Source organism: Streptomyces sp. NPDC054765, assembly GCF_053612065.1.
Genome location: NZ_JBSHBP010000047.1, coordinates 21,906 through 37,087, shown reverse-complemented (window position 1 = coordinate 37,087; position 15,182 = coordinate 21,906). Strand labels below are relative to the sequence as shown.

The window sequence follows — 15,182 nt, the reverse complement described above, 5'->3', positions numbered from 1 at the left end:
TGGCGGGCAGGGTCACCTTCGCCGTCCGGCAGCTATGCGGTCCAATACGCTTGTGTGGGTTTCCATGCTGATTCGGCATGGTGGGTGCGGGCATGCCGTGGGGCGGGGAGGGGTGCGCCGATGGATCTGGTGGGGGCGTGTCGTGCGTTCGTCAGCGTGAGTGAGTACGGCAGTTTCACCGTCGGAGCGGCTGCGGCCCGGATGTCCCAGTCGGTGGCGAGCCGCCGCGTCGCGGCCCTGGAGGAGCGCTTCGGGGAGCGGCTGTTCGAGCGCACCTCACGGCAGGCCGTCCTCACCCCGTTCGGCCGGGACATGCTGCCCGCGGCCCGTCAACTGCTCCTGAGCGCCGATGTGCTGGAGCACGAGGCGGCAGCCGCCAAGCGCAAACCGTGGCGGCTCGCCGTGCCCGACGTGTGCTCCGGCGCCGGCCTGGCACGCCTCGTCGCCGGCGCACGGCGGCAGGGCATGACGCTCGACCTGCGCGTCGCGGCGCCCGCACGGCGAACGGAGCTGATCCGCTCCCAGCAGGTGCGGGCGGCGCTGCTCGCGGTCGCGCCGGACCAGGCGACCTGGTCGGTGCCACTGGGGCTGGCCGCCGCCGAGGACCCCGGGGTGAAGCGCATCTACCTCGACACGTTGCGCCGTGGCCGGACCACCACCGGCCCGGCCCGTCGCATCTGGGTTCAGCCGGAGGACGACGTGGCGCACATCCGCGACCCGCTGACGCGCCTGCGCGATGCCGTCGGCCTGCAGCCCGCACAGCTCGCCGAGGCGGCCGACCTCACGGCGGCCGTGGCCGAAGTCCTGTGCACCGGGGACCTGTTGCTGTGTTCCCCCGCACAGGCCCGCGCGTTCGCCCTGAGCTGGCGGCCCATCGGCGAGGCCGCCTTCGTCCGCGGGTACGCCCTGGCCGCCACCGCGCCCGGCGATCCCCAGCTCATCCGGACGCGCCTGGGCGAGGCGATCGCCGACTGTCTCGGCGTATCCGGACCCTCGCACGCCGGCCACGCGGAGGTCGCGTGAACACCGAAGCACTGTTGCGCGACATGCGCCGCCACCTCGACGACGGTGGCCTGCGCGGCTGTCTGCTCGTGCGGGATCTGCACACCGGGCAGGAAGTCGGGATCGAGCCGGACGTCGAGCTGCCCACCGCCTCCCTGGTCAAGGTCCCCCTCGCCCTCGCGACGATCGAACGCATCCGCAGGGGCGAACTCGACGGAGCCACCGCGCTCGACGTGCAGCCGGGGCGCATCACCACCCCCGGGCCCACCGGCCTGAGCCGATTCCGCCATCCCGCCCGGATCGCCGTCGACGACCTGCTCTATCTGAGCACCTGCGTCAGCGACAGCACCGCCGCTGACGTGCTGTTCGGCCTCACTCCGCCGGCCCGGGTCACCGCCTTGCTGAACGAGTTCGGGCTGCGCGGCATCACCGTCCGGCACACCTTGCAGGAGCTGGCCGACACCCCCGAGGAACGCCTCGATGCCACCCAGGCCCACCTTGCCCACGCCCTCGCCATCAGCGCGGGCGCACACGGACACCGGGTGCCGCAGCTGGACGTCACCCGCGCCAACAGCGGCAGCGCACGCGCCTACGTCGAACTGCTCCAGGCCCTGTGGACACCGTCGTCGGTCCCCCCGGAAACCGCCGAACGGGTCCGCGGTCTCATGGCCCACAACGTGATGCGGCACCGGCTGACGCCGGACTTCAGCTCCGACGCCACCACCTGGTCCGCCAAGACCGGCACCCTCCTCAACCTCCGCCACGAGATCGGAGTGGTCGAGCACACCGATGGCCAGGCGTTCGCCGTCGCCGTCCTCACCGAGTCGCTCGTGCCCGCCAGCAAGCAGCCCGGCGCCGATGCCCTGATGGGACAGGTCGCCCGCACACTCCGTGATCACCTGCGGCAGTTGTGACGGATCCGCGGCCCGGCCGGCCGACGTTGCGTCCGGATCCGCGGCCCGGCCGGCCGACGTTGCGTCGGCAAAGGCGGGTACGGGGCGGGCGTAGCGTGGGTGGTATGACGAAGTACGGAAGCTTCCCGGGGGCGCGGCCGCGGCGGCTGCGCACCACCCCCGCCATGCGGCGGATGGTCGCGGAGAACCGCCTGCATCCGGCCGACCTCATCCTTCCCGCGTTCGTGCGCGAAGGGGTCTGCGAGCCGGTGCCGATCGGCGCGATGCCGGGCGTGGTGCAGCACACCCGCGACACCCTGCGCAAGGCCGCCGTCGAAGCGGTCGAGGCGGGTGTCGCCGGGATCATGCTGTTCGGGGTGCCGGAGGACGCGAAGAAGGACGCGGCCGGTACGGCGGGCACCGACCCCGACGGCATTCTCCAGCTCGCCATCCGGGACGTCCGGGCCGAGGTCGGCGACGACCTGGTGATCATGTCGGACCTGTGCCTGGACGAGTACACCGATCACGGTCACTGCGGCGTCCTGGACGCCGACGGGCGGGTCGACAACGACGCCACGCTGGAGCGCTACGCCGAGATGGCGCAGGTGCAGGCCGATGCGGGCGTCCACGTGGTCGGCCCCAGCGGCATGATGGACGGCCAGGTCGGCGTCATCCGGGACGCCCTGGACCAGACGGGGCACGAGGACGTGTCGGTCCTCGCGTACACCGTGAAGTACTCGTCGGCGTTCTACGGGCCGTTCCGCGAGGCGGTGGGCTCGTCGCTCAAGGGTGACCGCAAGACCTACCAGCAGGACCCGGCCAACCTCCGTGAGTCGATGCGCGAGCTGGCGCTCGACCTGGCGGAGGGTGCCGACATGGTGATGGTCAAGCCGGCGCTGCCGTACCTCGACGTGCTGGCGAAGGTCGCGGACGCGGTGGACGTGCCCGTCGCCGCGTACCAGATCTCCGGTGAGTACGCGATGATCGAGGCGGCCGCCGAGAAGGGCTGGATCGACCGCGACAAGGCGATCCTGGAGGCGCTGACCGGTATCAAGCGGGCCGGTGCCGACATGATCCTCACGTATTGGGCGACGGAGGTCGCGCGGGGGCTGTGAGGCGCCCGGACCCTCGTGCCGTGGCGCCCCTGCCCCTCGTGTCGTTGCCAGAGGCTCCCGTCCTCCCGTCCCTGGTTCCGGGGCGGGAGCTTCGTCGTGCGTACCACGTTTTGTCCGGCGCACGCGGGGCACGGACCGATTGTCAAGGAAGACCCCGACCGACCGAGGAGCGGGTAACCATGACTGCCAAGCGCAAGATGCAGGCCAAGGGCGCGCAGGTGATCGGCGCCATGAAGGAAGTCGTCGGCCGGGCCACGCACAACCGCAAGCTGGCGGCCGAGGGCAAGGCCGAGAAGCACGCCGGGCACGGGCTGGACGCGGCCGAGAAGACCAAGGACGCGGTACGCAGGCCGTGGCAGCACTGACGGCGCCGCCTGCGGCCTGAATCCCGCGGCCTGAACCCATGGTGAGACCTGAGCGGCCCCGTACAACTCCTGTGGAGTACGGGGCCGTTGTGGCAGGAGGGTAAGCGACGGCAGGGCGCGCGGGCGGCCGGACGACGCGCCGGGCTCAGAGCCGCTCGGGCGTACGGATGCCGAGCAGCGCCATGCCCTGGTGGAGGGTGCGGGCGGTCAGGTCGCAGAGGAACAGCCGGCCCGCGACCTGGTCCGCGCCGCCCTCGGCCTTCAGGACCGGGCACTGGTCGTAGAAGGTGGTGAACAGCGAGGCGAGGCCGTAGAGGTACGCGGCGAGCTTGTGCGGCTCGTACGACGCGGCGGCCTCGGCGAGGGTCTCGCCGAACTGGTCGAGGTGCAGGCCGAGCGCCCGCTCCGCCGGGGCGAGCGGCAGCTCCGGGTGCGGTGCGGGGGCCGCGTCACCGGCCTTGCGGAAGATCGACCGGATACGGGCGTAGGCGTACTGGAGGTACACCGAGGTGTCGCCGTTCAGCGACACCATCTGCTCCAGGTCGAACTTGTAGTCCCGGGCGGCCGACGTCGACAGGTCCGCGTACTTCACGGCGCCGATGCCGACCTGCGCGCCGTTGCCGGTGATCTCCTCCTCGGTCAGGCCGATCGGCGCGCCCTTCTCCCGCACCACCGCGGTCGCCCGGTCGATCGCCTCGTCCAGCAGGTCCACCAGCCGCACCGTCTCGCCCTCACGGGTCTTGAACGGCTTGCCGTCCTTGCCCAGGACCGTGCCGAAGGCCAGCTGGACGGCCTGTGTCTTGTCGTTCAGCCAGCCGGCCCGGCGGGCGGTCTCGAAGACCATCTTGAAGTGCAGGGACTGCCGGGCGTCGACGACGTAGAGGAGGGTGTCGGCGCCCAGGTTCTGCACCCGGTCGCGGATCGCGGAGAGGTCGGTGGCGGCGTAGCCGTAGCCGCCGTTGGACTTCTTGACGATCAGCGGGACGGGGTTGCCGTCCGGGCCCTTGACGTCGTCGAAGAACACGCAGAGGGCGCCCTCGGAGCGCACCGCGACCCCGGACTCCTCCAGCAGCCGGCAGGTCTCCTCCAGCATGGCGTTGTAGCCGGACTCGCCGACGATGTCGGGGTCGTGGATGTCCATGTCCAGCTTGTCGAAGACCGAGTAGAAGTAGATCTTCGACTCGTCGACGAACCGCTGCCACAGGGCCCGCGTCTGCTCGTCGCCGGCCTGGAGGTCGACGACCCGGTGGCGGGCCCGCTCCTTGAACTCCTCGTCGGAGTCGAAGAGCGCACGCGAGGCCTTGTACAGCCGGTTGAGGTTCGACATGGCCTCCTCGCCGGAGACGTCGGTGTCCTCGCCGCCCTGGTGGTCCAGCTCGTGCGGGTGCTCGATGAGGTACTGGATGAGCATGCCGAACTGGGTGCCCCAGTCGCCGATGTGGTGCCGGCGGATCACCTTCTCGCCGGTGAACTCCAGGATCTCGACCATCGCCGCGCCGATCACCGCCGACCGCAGATGGCCGACGTGCATCTCCTTCGCCACATTCGGCTGGGCGTAGTCGATGACGGTCGTCCCGGCGCCGTCGGAGTACGGCACGCCCAGGCGGTCGTCGGCGGCGCGCTCGGCGAGGGTCTTGATGATCGCCTCGTCGGCGATGGTGATGTTGAGGAAGCCGGGGCCGGAGACCTCGATCTCCTTGATCACCGCACCGCTCTCACCGGCAGGACGGTGCTCGTCGGGCATGAGGGCGGCGACGACCTGCGTGGCCAGCTCCCGCGGATTGCCCTTGAGCTTCTTGGCCAGCGCCAGCATGCCGTTGGCCTGGAAGTCGGCCCGGTCGCTTCGGCGCAGCAGCGGGTCGGCGGCGCCGGCCTCCGGCAGGGCTGCCGAGAGGGCGTCCGCGACGCGCTGGTGAACCGAGGCTGCGAGGGAAGTGACCGAGGCCATGGAGAAGAGCTCTCTTCCAGAGGGGGGTGTCGTCGGAGTGGAAAGGGTTTGCCAGTGAGTATCCCACGGCAGTACCACTGATTTTTCGTCTGGGACAATGGGCCCGTCAGGCATTTGTGCGTCGCACGCGCAAGACGGCGCAATCAGGAAGCACCAGGAAGAGGAAGGGCCGATCGTGGCTCAGCAGAGCACCGAGACCGACTGGGTCTCCAGGTTTGCGGACGAGGTCATTGCCGAGGCGGAGCGCCGCGCCCCGGGCAAAGTGACATCAGGTGCTTCCGCACCGGTGGTCGTCTGCGCCTCGGGCCTGAGCCCGTCCGGCCCGATCCACCTCGGCAACCTCCGCGAGGTCATGACCCCGCACCTGGTCGCGGACGAGATCCGCCGCCGCGGGTACGAGGTCCGTCACCTCATCTCCTGGGACGACTACGACCGCTACCGCAAGGTCCCGAACGGCGTGCCGGGCGTCGACGGCTCCTGGGCCGAGCACATCGGCAAGCCGCTGACCTCGGTGCCGGCCCCGGCCGGCTCGGCGTACCCGAACTGGGCGGAGCACTTCAAGGCCGCCATGAGCGAGGCGCTGGCCGAGCTGGGCGTCGAGTACGACGGCATCAGCCAGACCGAGCAGTACACCTCGGGCGTCTACCGCGCGCAGGTGCTGCACGCGATGAAGCACCGCGCGGACATCGACGCGATCCTCGCCCAGTACCGCACGAAGAAGGCCCCGGCCAAGAAGTCGCAGAAGCCCGTCGACGAAGCCGAGCTGGAGGCCGCCGAGGGCTCCGGCGCGGCGGCCGAGGACGACGGCAGCGGCGGCTCGGCCGGCTACTTCCCGTACAAGCCCTACTGCGGGCAGTGCGAGAAGGACCTCACCACGGTCAGCTCGTACGACGACGAGACCACCGAGCTGGTCTACACCTGCACGGCGTGCGGCTTCGGCGAGACGGTCCGGCTGAGCGAGTTCAACCGCGGCAAGCTGGTCTGGAAGGTCGACTGGCCGATGCGGTGGGCCTACGAGGGCGTGATCTTCGAGCCGTCCGGAGTCGACCACTCCTCGCCGGGCTCGTCCTTCGTCGTCGGCGGCCAGATCGTCCGCCAGATCTTCGACGGCGACCAGCCCATCGGCCCCATGTACGCCTTCGTCGGCATCAGCGGCATGGCCAAGATGTCGTCGTCGCGCGGCGGGGTGCCGACCCCGGGCGACGCGCTGAAGATCATGGAGGCGCCGCTGCTGCGCTGGCTGTACGCGCGCCGCAGGCCCAACCAGTCCTTCAAGATCGCCTTCGACCAGGAGATCCAGCGGCTCTACGACGAGTGGGACAAGCTGGAGTCGAAGGTCGCGGACGGCACCGCGCTGCCGGCCGACGCCGCCGCGTACTCCCGCGCGGCCCGCACCGCCGCCGGCGAGCTGCCCCGTACGCCGCGTCCGCTGCCGTACCGCACGCTCGCCTCGGTCGCGGACATCACCGCCGGCCATGACGAGCAGACGCTCCGGATCCTGAGTGAGCTGGACCCGGACAACCCGGTCACCTCGCTGGACGAGACCCGCCCGCGGCTCGGCAAGGCCGAGTACTGGATCAACACCCAGGTCCCGGCCGACCAGCGCACCATCGTCCGTGCCGAGCCCGACGAGGAGCTGCTCGCCACCCTCGACGAGCCGTCCCGTGGCTCGCTGCGGCTGCTGCTCGACGGTCTGGACGAGCACTGGTCGCTGGACGGGCTGACCACCCTGGTCTACGGCGTGCCGAAGATCCAGGCGGGCCTGGAGCCGGACGCCAAGCCGACCCCGGAGCTGAAGGTCGCCCAGCGCGCCTTCTTCGCCCTGCTCTACCGGCTGCTGGTGGGCCGGGACACCGGGCCGCGGCTGCCCACCCTGCTGCTGGCCGTCGGCGCCGACCGGGTGCGCAAGCTGCTCGGGGGATGAGCTGCTCGGGGGATGAGCTGCCCGGCGGTCGGGTGCCCGGCGATGAGCTGCCCGGCGGTGGGGTGTTGTTGGCGACTCGTCGTTGGTGACCCGTTTGCTGGTGATCCGTTGCCGGTGACCGTGAGGCGTTGCCGCTGAGTCGTGGACACCGTGACGGGTCCGCGACTCGGGGGCGAGAAGGGCGATCGGCCCCGGGGAGGAGGACTCCCGGGGCCGGACGCTGCACCGCAGACGGGCCCGGGGGCGGCTCAGGGGACGCCCCGTTGCCGTACGGCACCCGCCGTGCGGCACCCGTCGTGCGTGCTACGCGGTGTGCGTGCTACGCGATGTGCTCGTCCATCAGCTCCGCGTTGAGGCGGTCGCTGAACTCGTCCATGTAGCGGTTCAGGTCCCGCGACCGCAGGCGGATTCCGTACTGCGCCGCCAGGTTCGACGCGAACGTGCCCGGTGTCGGCATGCCTTCGCCCTCTATCGAGCGCCGGAACACCTGGTACAGATCCTCATCGGTCGGTGCCGTGGGCGCGGCCGGTGCCGGGGCGGGCTGCGGGTCCGCCTCCGGGTCCGCCTCCGGGGTGCCCTTACCGAGCGGACGCGTCCCACCTGCACCGTTCGGCACCGGGACCGGTGGCTCGGGCTGCGGGGCGCGCGGGGCAGGGACCGGGACCTGGTCCTGCGCCGGCATCTGCTGGTGCCCGTCGTACGAGACCGGGTGCTCGTCGTACGAGGGCCGATGCTCGTACGACGAGGGCTGATGCTCCTGTTCCGGGACGTACGCCGGGTCGTAGCCACCCTGATACGTCACCTGCTGCGGCGCCGCGAACCACTGGCTCGGCAGCTCCTGGGCCGGTTCCTGGGCGTGCGGTGGCTCCTGGGGCTGAGGCTCCGGAGCGGGCGGCACGGGCTGCGGCGGCAGCAGTTGCGGTTCGATGCCCGCCGCGGCAAGTCCCGCGGAGGCGGTCTTGGCCAGCGGCACCCCGTACCGGGCGAGCCGCAGTGGCATCAGGGACTCCACGGGAGCCTTACGACGCCAGGCCCGGCCGAATCGCGAGCGCAGGCGTGCCTGGTACACGAGCCGTTCCTGCTCCAGCTTGATCACCGCGTCGTACGACCGCAGCTCCCACAGCTTCATCCGCCGCCACAACAGGAACGTCGGGACGGGTGACAGCAGCCAGCGGGTGAGGCGCACACCCTCCATGTGCTTGTCCGCCGTGATGTCGGCGATCCGCCCGACGGCGTGCCGGGCGGCCTCGACGGTGACGACGAACAGCACCGGGATGACGGCATGCATGCCCATGCCCAGGGGATCGGACGCGGCCGCGGCGTTGAACGCCACCGTCGCGACCGTCAGCAGCCAGGCCGTCTGCCGCAACAGCGGGAAGGGCATGCGGATCCAGGTCAGCAGCAGATCCAGGGCGAGCAGGACGCAGATGCCCGCGTCGATGCCGATGGGGAAGAAGTAGGCGAAGTCGCCGAAGCCCTTCTTGACGGCCAGTGCACGTACGGCTGCGTAGGAGCCGGCGAAGCCGATGCCGGCGATGACCACCGCGCCGGCGATGACCACTCCGATGAGTATCCGGTGTGTGCGTGTCAGCTTCAGTGGCGCGGCCACCCGAGCACCCCTCCCGATCAGTCTGTTGCGAGCGACAGCCTGGCACATGCGTACGGGCGGGCATGTGCCGGTACGGACGAAGCCAGGTCGTGGGGAGGGCAGGTCGTGGGGAGGGCAGGGGAGCAACACCGCGACTTCACGCGGGTGAAGCGGCGAGAGGGCCCGCACCGTACATCGCGTACATCGGTGCGGGCCCTGTGCGGCTGAGGCGGCCGGGGGCCGGAGGCGGTCCGGGTGGCGTCGGTGCGGTCAGCCGTTGGCCTTGGTGACGGAGGTGACCGCTTCCTTGGCGGCGGCCTGGACCTGCTTGAGCAGGTCGGCAGTCTTGGGGGCGTCCGCGCCGGCCAGGCCCGCGCCGTTGTAGTTGATCGTCATGACGACGTTGGAGGTGCGGGCGACGACGGTGGTGTTCTTGAAGTTGGTGCCGTCCCGCTTCACGTCGTATGTGATCGCGGTGGCCTCGTCGCCGGTGCCGGAGGTCTGGACGGCCGTCAGCTTCTGGGCGCCCTTGGTGGCCTTCGCCTCGGAGATCTGCTTGGTGTAGAAGTCTGTGGCGCGCTTGTCGCCGCTGCCGACGCCCGGGTCGGAGTCGTAGCGCTGGTAGCCGATGTCCAGCCAGCGCCACTGGGTGCCGTCGACGCCCTTCTCGTCGGAGCTGGTCCACGAGCAGGTGCCGTGCGAGGCGTCGTCGGTGGACTTGCCCTGGTCCCCGGAGGCGTCCTTCACCTTGGGCAGCATCTTGTTGATGGTGTCCTTGGAGAACGCCGCACACGAGTTCGGCAGCTTCTTGAACTTGGCGGGCGCGACGGTCGGCGAGGGCTTGCTCGCGCTGCTGGAGGCGGCGGAGGGGGCGTCACCGGAGCTGTCGCTGTTCGAGCCGGAGCAGCCGGCGACGAGCAGCACCGGTACTGCTGCGCAGGTGAGAAGGCTGGCGAGTCGCTTGGCTGAACGGTGCATGGTTCCTTCGCTGTTCGTCGTCATCGGGCCGGCACGGCCGTGGCGTGGTCCGTGGGGCCTTCCCCGCCTCGCGTACGGGGCAGGGTCAGGGCGTGTCCTGGGCCCTGTCTTCACGGCACGGTACGCGGCGCAGCGAGGAGTGTGACCGGATCATGTCGATGAGCACAGTGCTCAAATCGGATGTTTTACGGTCCTGCCCGTCGCTTCGGTCAATTCGCCTGATCCGGACTATTCGCTGAGGCTGTCCGACAGCTCGCCGGCCAGCGAACGGGCCTTGTCCTGCAGTTCCTGGCTGTCCGGCAGCATCGATTTGTCCGTGGACCACTGGTCGTAGGTGAGCGTCACGATGACGTTCGACGTGCGAAAGACCACAGTGACATCGCGGTGCACCCCGGAGTCCGCTGTGACCAATTTGTCATTGAGGAAGGCCGCGTCCCCGAGGCCGACCAGGACGCGCGGGGCGGTCGAGCCGCCCGGGTCCGCACTCGGGCCGGACGTCTGTGAGGGGCTCCCCGACGGTGCCCGTGAGGGGCTCCCGGACGGTGTCCGTGAGGGGCTCCCGGACGGCGCCTTTCCCGTGCCGTCCGCCTGGCTCTTGTCCGTCGAGCCGTTCACGACGGCTCCTGCGCCCTTGTCCTTGCCCTTCGAGGCGGACGGGGACGGGGACGGGGCGGCGGGCGTGGGAGAACCGGCGCCGCCGGACGGTATCTGTGCGGCCAGCTCCTTCTTGCTGTAGATCCCCTGCGCCTTGTCGTCATCGCTGACGGCGGCGTCGTACGAGACCACGCGCTGGATGTCCAGGCTCAGATGGCGGGTGCCCGCGGTGGTCTCGCGGGTCCAGTGGCAGCCGACGCGGCGGTCGGTGTCATAGGTGATGTCGGCCTGGCCGCCGTAGACCTTCTTGGCCTCGGCGCCCGACAGGGGCTGGCCGTCGCCGGGGAGCATGCCGCGGATGGCGCTGCGCGAGGGCAGCCCGCAGGCCTCCGGGAGGGTCTGGTAGCGGCCCGGTTCGGCGGCCTGGCTCGACGTGGCGGCGTCGCCGCTCTTGGCGTCGGCGGCGTTGCCGTCGGGGCTGGAGCCGCCGGTGCAGCCGGTGAGACCGGCGGCCAGTGCCGCGGCCACCACCAGTGCGGCACCCGGTACGAACGGTTTCCGTGGCATCGTTCGCGGCTCCTTCCCTTACGAAATGCGGTTGCCGCCGGTCGGCGGCCGATGGACACAATGTGTATCGCACGTCTTGCCGTAAACGCCGGTTCGCCGTCCAAGATCGGATAAATTGTCCGGCATTTGCGTTTTTCATAAATTCGGGGGAATGGGGAAGTTATGTCGTACGTCGAGGTGCCCGGTGCCCAGGTGCCGATCCGGATGTGGACGGACCCGGCGACGGTCGAGGGCGTCGCGATGCAGCAGCTGCGCAATGTCGCCACCCTGCCGTGGATCAAGGGCCTGGCCGTGATGCCGGATGTGCACTACGGCAAGGGCGCCACGGTCGGCTCGGTGATCGCCATGCGCGGCGCGGTCTGCCCGGCGGCGGTCGGCGTCGACATCGGCTGCGGGATGAGCGCGGTGAAGACCTCGCTCACCGCCGATGACCTGCCCGGCGATCTCTCCCGGCTCCGCTCGAAGATCGAGCAGGCGATTCCGGTGGGGCGGGGGATGCACGAGGACGCGGTCGACCCCGGACGGCTGCATGGCTACCCGACGGCCGGGTGGGGGGAGTTCTGGTCGCGGTTCGACGGGGTGGCCGACGCGGTCAAGTTCCGTCAGGAACGCGCGACGAAGCAGATGGGTTCGCTGGGCAGCGGCAACCACTTCATCGAGTTCTGCCTCGACGACAGCGGCGCGGTCTGGCTGATGCTGCACTCCGGCTCCCGGAACATCGGCAAGGAGCTGGCCGAGTTCCACATGGGGCAGGCGCAGAAGCTGCCGCACAACCAGGGCCTGGTCGACCGCGATCTCGCCGTCTTCATCGCGGACACCCCGCAGATGGCGGCCTACCGCAACGACCTGTTCTGGGCGCAGGAGTACGCCCAGCACAACCGGGCCGTGATGATGGCGCTCTTCCAGGACGTCGTCCGCAAGGAGTTCAAGAAGGCCAGGCCGGTGTTCGAGCCGGTGATCTCCTGCCACCACAACTATGTGGCGGAGGAGCGGTACGACGGCATGGATCTGCTGGTGACCCGTAAGGGCGCGATCCGGGCGGGAAGTGGCGAGTACGGCATCATCCCGGGCTCGATGGGCACCGGCTCGTACATCGTCAGGGGGCTGGGCAATGCCGCGTCCTTCAACTCGGCCTCGCACGGCGCCGGCCGCAAGATGAGCCGGAACGCCGCGAAGAAGCGGTTCTCCACCCGGGATCTGGAGGATCAGACGCGGGGCGTGGAGTGTCGTAAGGACTCCGGTGTGGTGGACGAGATCCCGGGTGCCTACAAGCCGATCGAGAAGGTCATCGATCAGCAGCGGGATCTGGTCGAGGTCGTCGCCAAGCTCAAGCAGGTGGTGTGTGTGAAGGGCTGAGCTCCAGCACTTCACCTGATCCACAGGAACCGGGTCCGGCCGGCGGGCGTTGTTCTTTACGCACCCGGTAGGGGAGGGAGCCGACAACGCATGGGATACCGAGAGACATACGCGAACAGATATCTCTTACGTATCGTCGCTGCCGCCGGAGCGCTGGTCGTCCTGTCAGGTTGCGCACACGGAGGTTCCGGGGGATCCGGATCCGTACGGCCGACGTCATCCTCCGGCTCCTCCCCAACGGCGGGTGAGGCGGTGGGTGGCGTGGAGTCCGGCGGGGCGCTGGGAGGTACGTCAGGCGAAGATCCGTCCGGGGGCGGTGTGCAGGGGGATGACCCCACCGACGGCGACACCAGCCATGCCGGACCCAGCTACGGCGGGGACCCGGTGCCGCCGGTCAAGGTACCGCCCAAGGGGCATGGCAGACCACCGGCGGGCGGCGGCGTGGATCCGGGCGGCGGCTCCGAGGGTGGCACGTCCTCCGAGGGCGGCGAAGGCAAACCGGGCGACGAGACCTGCCCGCCCTCCGACGGCTCGCCGTCCCCGTCCGCGTCGTCCGGCGCAACGGGCTCGCCGTCCCCGTCCCCGTCCGCGTCGTCCGATGCAACGGGCTCGGCATCCCCGGAGGACACCCCTTCGCCGAGCGAGACCTGTCCGTCCCCGTCCGGCACATGAGCGGCAATCCGGCCCCCCCGCCCTCCGCGCCACCCGCAGGGTCTTCCGCACCGGCCGGTGCGGAACGTACGGCGGCCGGCCTCCTCGGCATCGTCGTTGCCCAGGCATCCTTCCTCGTGGCCGTCATGTACTTCCTGGGTGCGGTCTATATGACGGCCTACTACAGCTACTTCCGCCTGGACGCCTTCAGCCTCGGCCTCGGCTTCGCGGAGATGGCGATCCAGAGCCTGAATCTCGTCAACGCCTCGACGGCGATCGTCTGCGTCCTCGCCGTCCTGATAGCCCGTCGCCTGGCTGCGGCCCCCATCCCCACCACGCAACCGGACACCGACGAGGACGGCCAGGAACGCCTCATCCGGACACTGGAGAGCGCCCTGCGAGCCGTGGCACGGGCACACCCCTACATTGTCGGATCCGGCCTTGCCCTCCTGCTCCTTTGGCCCTGGCTCGGTGCCTTCAGATGGACGGCCCCACTCCTGCTGGGGGTTGGCGTACTTCTCGGCCAGAGCCCATGGGCCCAAAGCCGGGCCGGTGACGGGGACGCCGCAGCCCCGTCTGCCACCGCCCCGGCCACGATGTGGAGCCGGGCGGTACCGGTCTTCATGGCCGGTTTGCTGGTGATGTGGGGGCTCAGCCTGGCCACCGGCATGCTGGGCGAGCAGGAGGCCCGGCAGACCGCCGCCAACCTCGTACGCCACCCCGCCGTCGTCCTCCTGAGCACCGACCGCCTCAGCCTGGCCGGGCCCGGCCTGGAGGTGAAGGACCTGGGGGCCAAGGCCCACTACCGGTACCGTTACACCGGCCTCCGCCGCCTCATCGAACGCAACGGCCGCTACTACCTCCTCCCCGTCGGTTGGACCTACCGAACCGGCCCCACCTACGTCATCCAGGACGGCGGCGACCTCCGCGTAGAACTCTTCCCCGGCACTCAAGAGGAGTGTGGCGCCCGGTGCACGGAGGGGTAGGGGCAGGCCCTGGCGTCAAACTCCCGCTTTTCACGCCCGCTCACGGTGTTGCATCCCGGGGCCGAGTTCGTCTGCCGGGGCGCGATCCGGGCGGGAAGTGGCGAGTACGGGATCATCCCGGGCTCGATGGGCACCGGCTCGTACCTCGTCAGGGGGCTGGGCAATGCCGCGTCCTTCAACTCCGCCTCGCACGGCGCCGGAGCGTGGTTCGGCCTGGTGCGGCCCGGTGGGGTGCGCCCTGGCGTGGTCTGGCACGGTGCGGCCCGGTGGGGTGCGCGCCGGGCCGCACCACGCCGGGTGCGGGGGGTGCCGTGGGCGGTATGGGTACCAGCGGCCTTGGAGTCCGCGGCCTTGGAGTCCGCGGCCCCGCGGGCGTCTCAAGTGGTGCGGTGGACCTTGGAGTTGGAGGCCTGGGCGCGGGGGCGGACCACCAGGAGGTCGATATTGACGTGGGCGGGGCGGGTGATCGCCCAGGTGATGGTGTCGGCGACGTCCTCGGCGCTGAGCGGCTGGTCAACGCCCTCGTAGACCTTCGCGGCCTTGGCGGTGTCGCCACGGAAGCGGGTGGCGGCGAACTCGTCGGTCTTGACCATGCCCGGGGCGACCTCGATGACGCGCACCGGCTCACCGCACAGCTCCAGACGGAGCGTTTCGGCGATGACATGCGCACCGTGTTTGGCGGCGACATAACCGCCGCCGCCCTCGTAGGTGCCATGGCCCGCGGTGGAGGAGAGCACGACGACGGTGCCTTCGCCGGAGGCGGTGAGCGAGGGCAGCAGCGCCTGGGTCATATGGAGCACGCCCAGCACATTGACCTCGTACATGGCGCGCCAGTCGGCGGGATCGCCGGTGGCGACCGGTTCCGCGCCGTAGGCACCGCCGGCGTTGTTGACCAGGACGTCCACAGACGGGTAGCGGTCGAGAGCGGCGGCAAAGGCGTCGACGGCGGCGCGGTCGGTGACGTCGAGTGCGTAGGCCTCGGTGTTCGGCAGCTCGGCGGCGAGGGCCTCGATGCGGTCCTTGCGGCGGGCGGTGAGCACCACGTGATAGCCGGCCGCGGCCAGCGCTCGCGCGGTGGCGGCGCCGATGCCGCTGCTCGCTCCGGTGACGACGGCGGTACGGGCCTCGGCGGTCATGGCACTCTCCTCGGGGCGATGGGGTCCCCTGCACCTGAAGGGCTTGGGGGAGGTGGTCCAGCGGCCAGGATATGCAGGC

The 15,182-nt window shown here is 70.4% G+C and carries 12 protein-coding genes and 1 pseudogene; 8 read left to right on the top strand and 5 right to left on the bottom strand.

The annotated features are described in order from the left end of the window. The first annotated feature begins 120 nt into the window (after positions 1-120). From ACWGJY_RS26310 to ACWGJY_RS26295, 4 genes are all read left to right on the top strand, one after another. Complete coding sequence (locus ACWGJY_RS26310) at positions 121-1,023, top strand: LysR family transcriptional regulator (RefSeq protein WP_453263311.1); 903 nt, start codon at positions 121-123, stop codon at positions 1,021-1,023. Next, positions 1,020-1,916, top strand: coding sequence for a serine hydrolase (locus ACWGJY_RS26305; protein WP_453263310.1), 897 nt, complete (start codon positions 1,020-1,022; stop codon positions 1,914-1,916). Before ACWGJY_RS26310 ends, ACWGJY_RS26305 begins: the two co-directional genes overlap by 4 nt. 104 nt (positions 1,917-2,020) lie before the next feature. After that, the gene (gene hemB / locus ACWGJY_RS26300) at positions 2,021-3,010 is read left to right on the top strand and encodes a porphobilinogen synthase (protein ID WP_453263309.1); all 990 of its coding nucleotides are present in this window, start codon (positions 2,021-2,023) and stop codon (positions 3,008-3,010) included. Between the two features lie 179 nt (positions 3,011-3,189). Further along, the gene (locus tag ACWGJY_RS26295; RefSeq protein ID WP_453263308.1) at positions 3,190-3,375 is read left to right on the top strand and encodes a CsbD family protein; all 186 of its coding nucleotides are present in this window, start codon (positions 3,190-3,192) and stop codon (positions 3,373-3,375) included. Positions 3,376-3,520: 145 nt separating this feature from the next. On the opposite strand, the gene argS is transcribed toward ACWGJY_RS26295, so the two are convergent. Continuing rightward, positions 3,521-5,323 carry an arginine--tRNA ligase gene (gene argS / locus ACWGJY_RS26290; protein WP_453263307.1) on the bottom strand — a complete coding sequence of 601 codons (1,803 nt, stop codon included), beginning with the start codon at positions 5,321-5,323 and terminating at the stop codon, positions 3,521-3,523. 175 nt (positions 5,324-5,498) lie between these two features. Here argS and lysS point away from each other — a divergent pair, with 175 nt between their 5' ends. Then, positions 5,499-7,247 carry a lysine--tRNA ligase gene (gene lysS, locus ACWGJY_RS26285; protein ID WP_453263306.1) on the top strand — a complete coding sequence of 583 codons (1,749 nt, stop codon included), beginning with the start codon at positions 5,499-5,501 and terminating at the stop codon, positions 7,245-7,247. Between the two features lie 319 nt (positions 7,248-7,566). Here lysS and ACWGJY_RS26280 read toward each other — a convergent pair whose 3' ends face one another. From ACWGJY_RS26280 to ACWGJY_RS26270, 3 genes are all read right to left on the bottom strand, one after another. Next, the gene (locus tag ACWGJY_RS26280) at positions 7,567-8,856 is read right to left on the bottom strand and encodes a DUF2637 domain-containing protein (protein ID WP_453263305.1); all 1,290 of its coding nucleotides are present in this window, start codon (positions 8,854-8,856) and stop codon (positions 7,567-7,569) included. A gap of 249 nt (positions 8,857-9,105) precedes the next feature. Continuing rightward, positions 9,106-9,813 carry a DUF3558 domain-containing protein gene (locus ACWGJY_RS26275; RefSeq protein WP_453263304.1) on the bottom strand — a complete coding sequence of 236 codons (708 nt, stop codon included), beginning with the start codon at positions 9,811-9,813 and terminating at the stop codon, positions 9,106-9,108. Positions 9,814-10,041: 228 nt separating this feature from the next. Then, positions 10,042-10,974: a hypothetical protein gene (locus ACWGJY_RS26270; protein WP_453263303.1), complete on the bottom strand. Its 933-nt coding sequence runs from the start codon at positions 10,972-10,974 to the stop codon at positions 10,042-10,044. A gap of 162 nt (positions 10,975-11,136) precedes the next feature. Between ACWGJY_RS26270 and ACWGJY_RS26265 the strand changes: the two genes are divergently transcribed. The 3 genes and pseudogenes from ACWGJY_RS26265 to ACWGJY_RS26255 form a co-directional block, all read left to right on the top strand. Further along, positions 11,137-12,330, top strand: a complete 1,194-nt coding sequence (locus ACWGJY_RS26265; RefSeq protein WP_453263302.1) for an RtcB family protein — start codon at positions 11,137-11,139, stop codon at positions 12,328-12,330. A 668-nt stretch (positions 12,331-12,998) separates the two neighbouring features. Then, complete coding sequence (locus ACWGJY_RS26260) at positions 12,999-13,967, top strand: hypothetical protein (protein WP_453263301.1); 969 nt, start codon at positions 12,999-13,001, stop codon at positions 13,965-13,967. A gap of 75 nt (positions 13,968-14,042) precedes the next feature. Beyond that, a pseudogene (locus ACWGJY_RS26255) lies at positions 14,043-14,168 on the top strand (RtcB family protein); the annotation flags it as partial. A 176-nt stretch (positions 14,169-14,344) separates the two neighbouring features. On the opposite strand, the gene ACWGJY_RS26250 reads toward ACWGJY_RS26255, so the two are convergent. Further along, on the bottom strand, positions 14,345-15,103 hold the full coding sequence (locus ACWGJY_RS26250) for an SDR family NAD(P)-dependent oxidoreductase (protein WP_453263300.1): 759 nt from the start codon (positions 15,101-15,103) through the stop codon (positions 14,345-14,347). Positions 15,104-15,182: the final 79 nt, after the last annotated feature.

Bases quoted from the DNA above. Each gene is read 5' to 3' on its own strand.
- ACWGJY_RS26310 (WP_453263311.1), top strand. From the start codon at position 121: ATGGATCTGGTGGGGGCGTGTCGTGCGTTCGTCAGCGTGAGTGAGTAC.
- hemB (WP_453263309.1), top strand. From the start codon at position 2,021: ATGACGAAGTACGGAAGCTTCCCGGGGGCGCGGCCGCGGCGGCTGCGC.
- ACWGJY_RS26295 (WP_453263308.1), top strand. From the start codon at position 3,190: ATGACTGCCAAGCGCAAGATGCAGGCCAAGGGCGCGCAGGTGATCGGC.
- argS (WP_453263307.1), bottom strand. From the start codon at position 5,323: ATGGCCTCGGTCACTTCCCTCGCAGCCTCGGTTCACCAGCGCGTCGCG.
- ACWGJY_RS26275 (WP_453263304.1), bottom strand. From the start codon at position 9,813: ATGCACCGTTCAGCCAAGCGACTCGCCAGCCTTCTCACCTGCGCAGCA.
- ACWGJY_RS26270 (WP_453263303.1), bottom strand. From the start codon at position 10,974: ATGCCACGGAAACCGTTCGTACCGGGTGCCGCACTGGTGGTGGCCGCG.
- ACWGJY_RS26265 (WP_453263302.1), top strand. From the start codon at position 11,137: ATGTCGTACGTCGAGGTGCCCGGTGCCCAGGTGCCGATCCGGATGTGG.
- ACWGJY_RS26260 (WP_453263301.1), top strand. From the start codon at position 12,999: ATGAGCGGCAATCCGGCCCCCCCGCCCTCCGCGCCACCCGCAGGGTCT.
- ACWGJY_RS26250 (WP_453263300.1), bottom strand. From the start codon at position 15,103: ATGACCGCCGAGGCCCGTACCGCCGTCGTCACCGGAGCGAGCAGCGGC.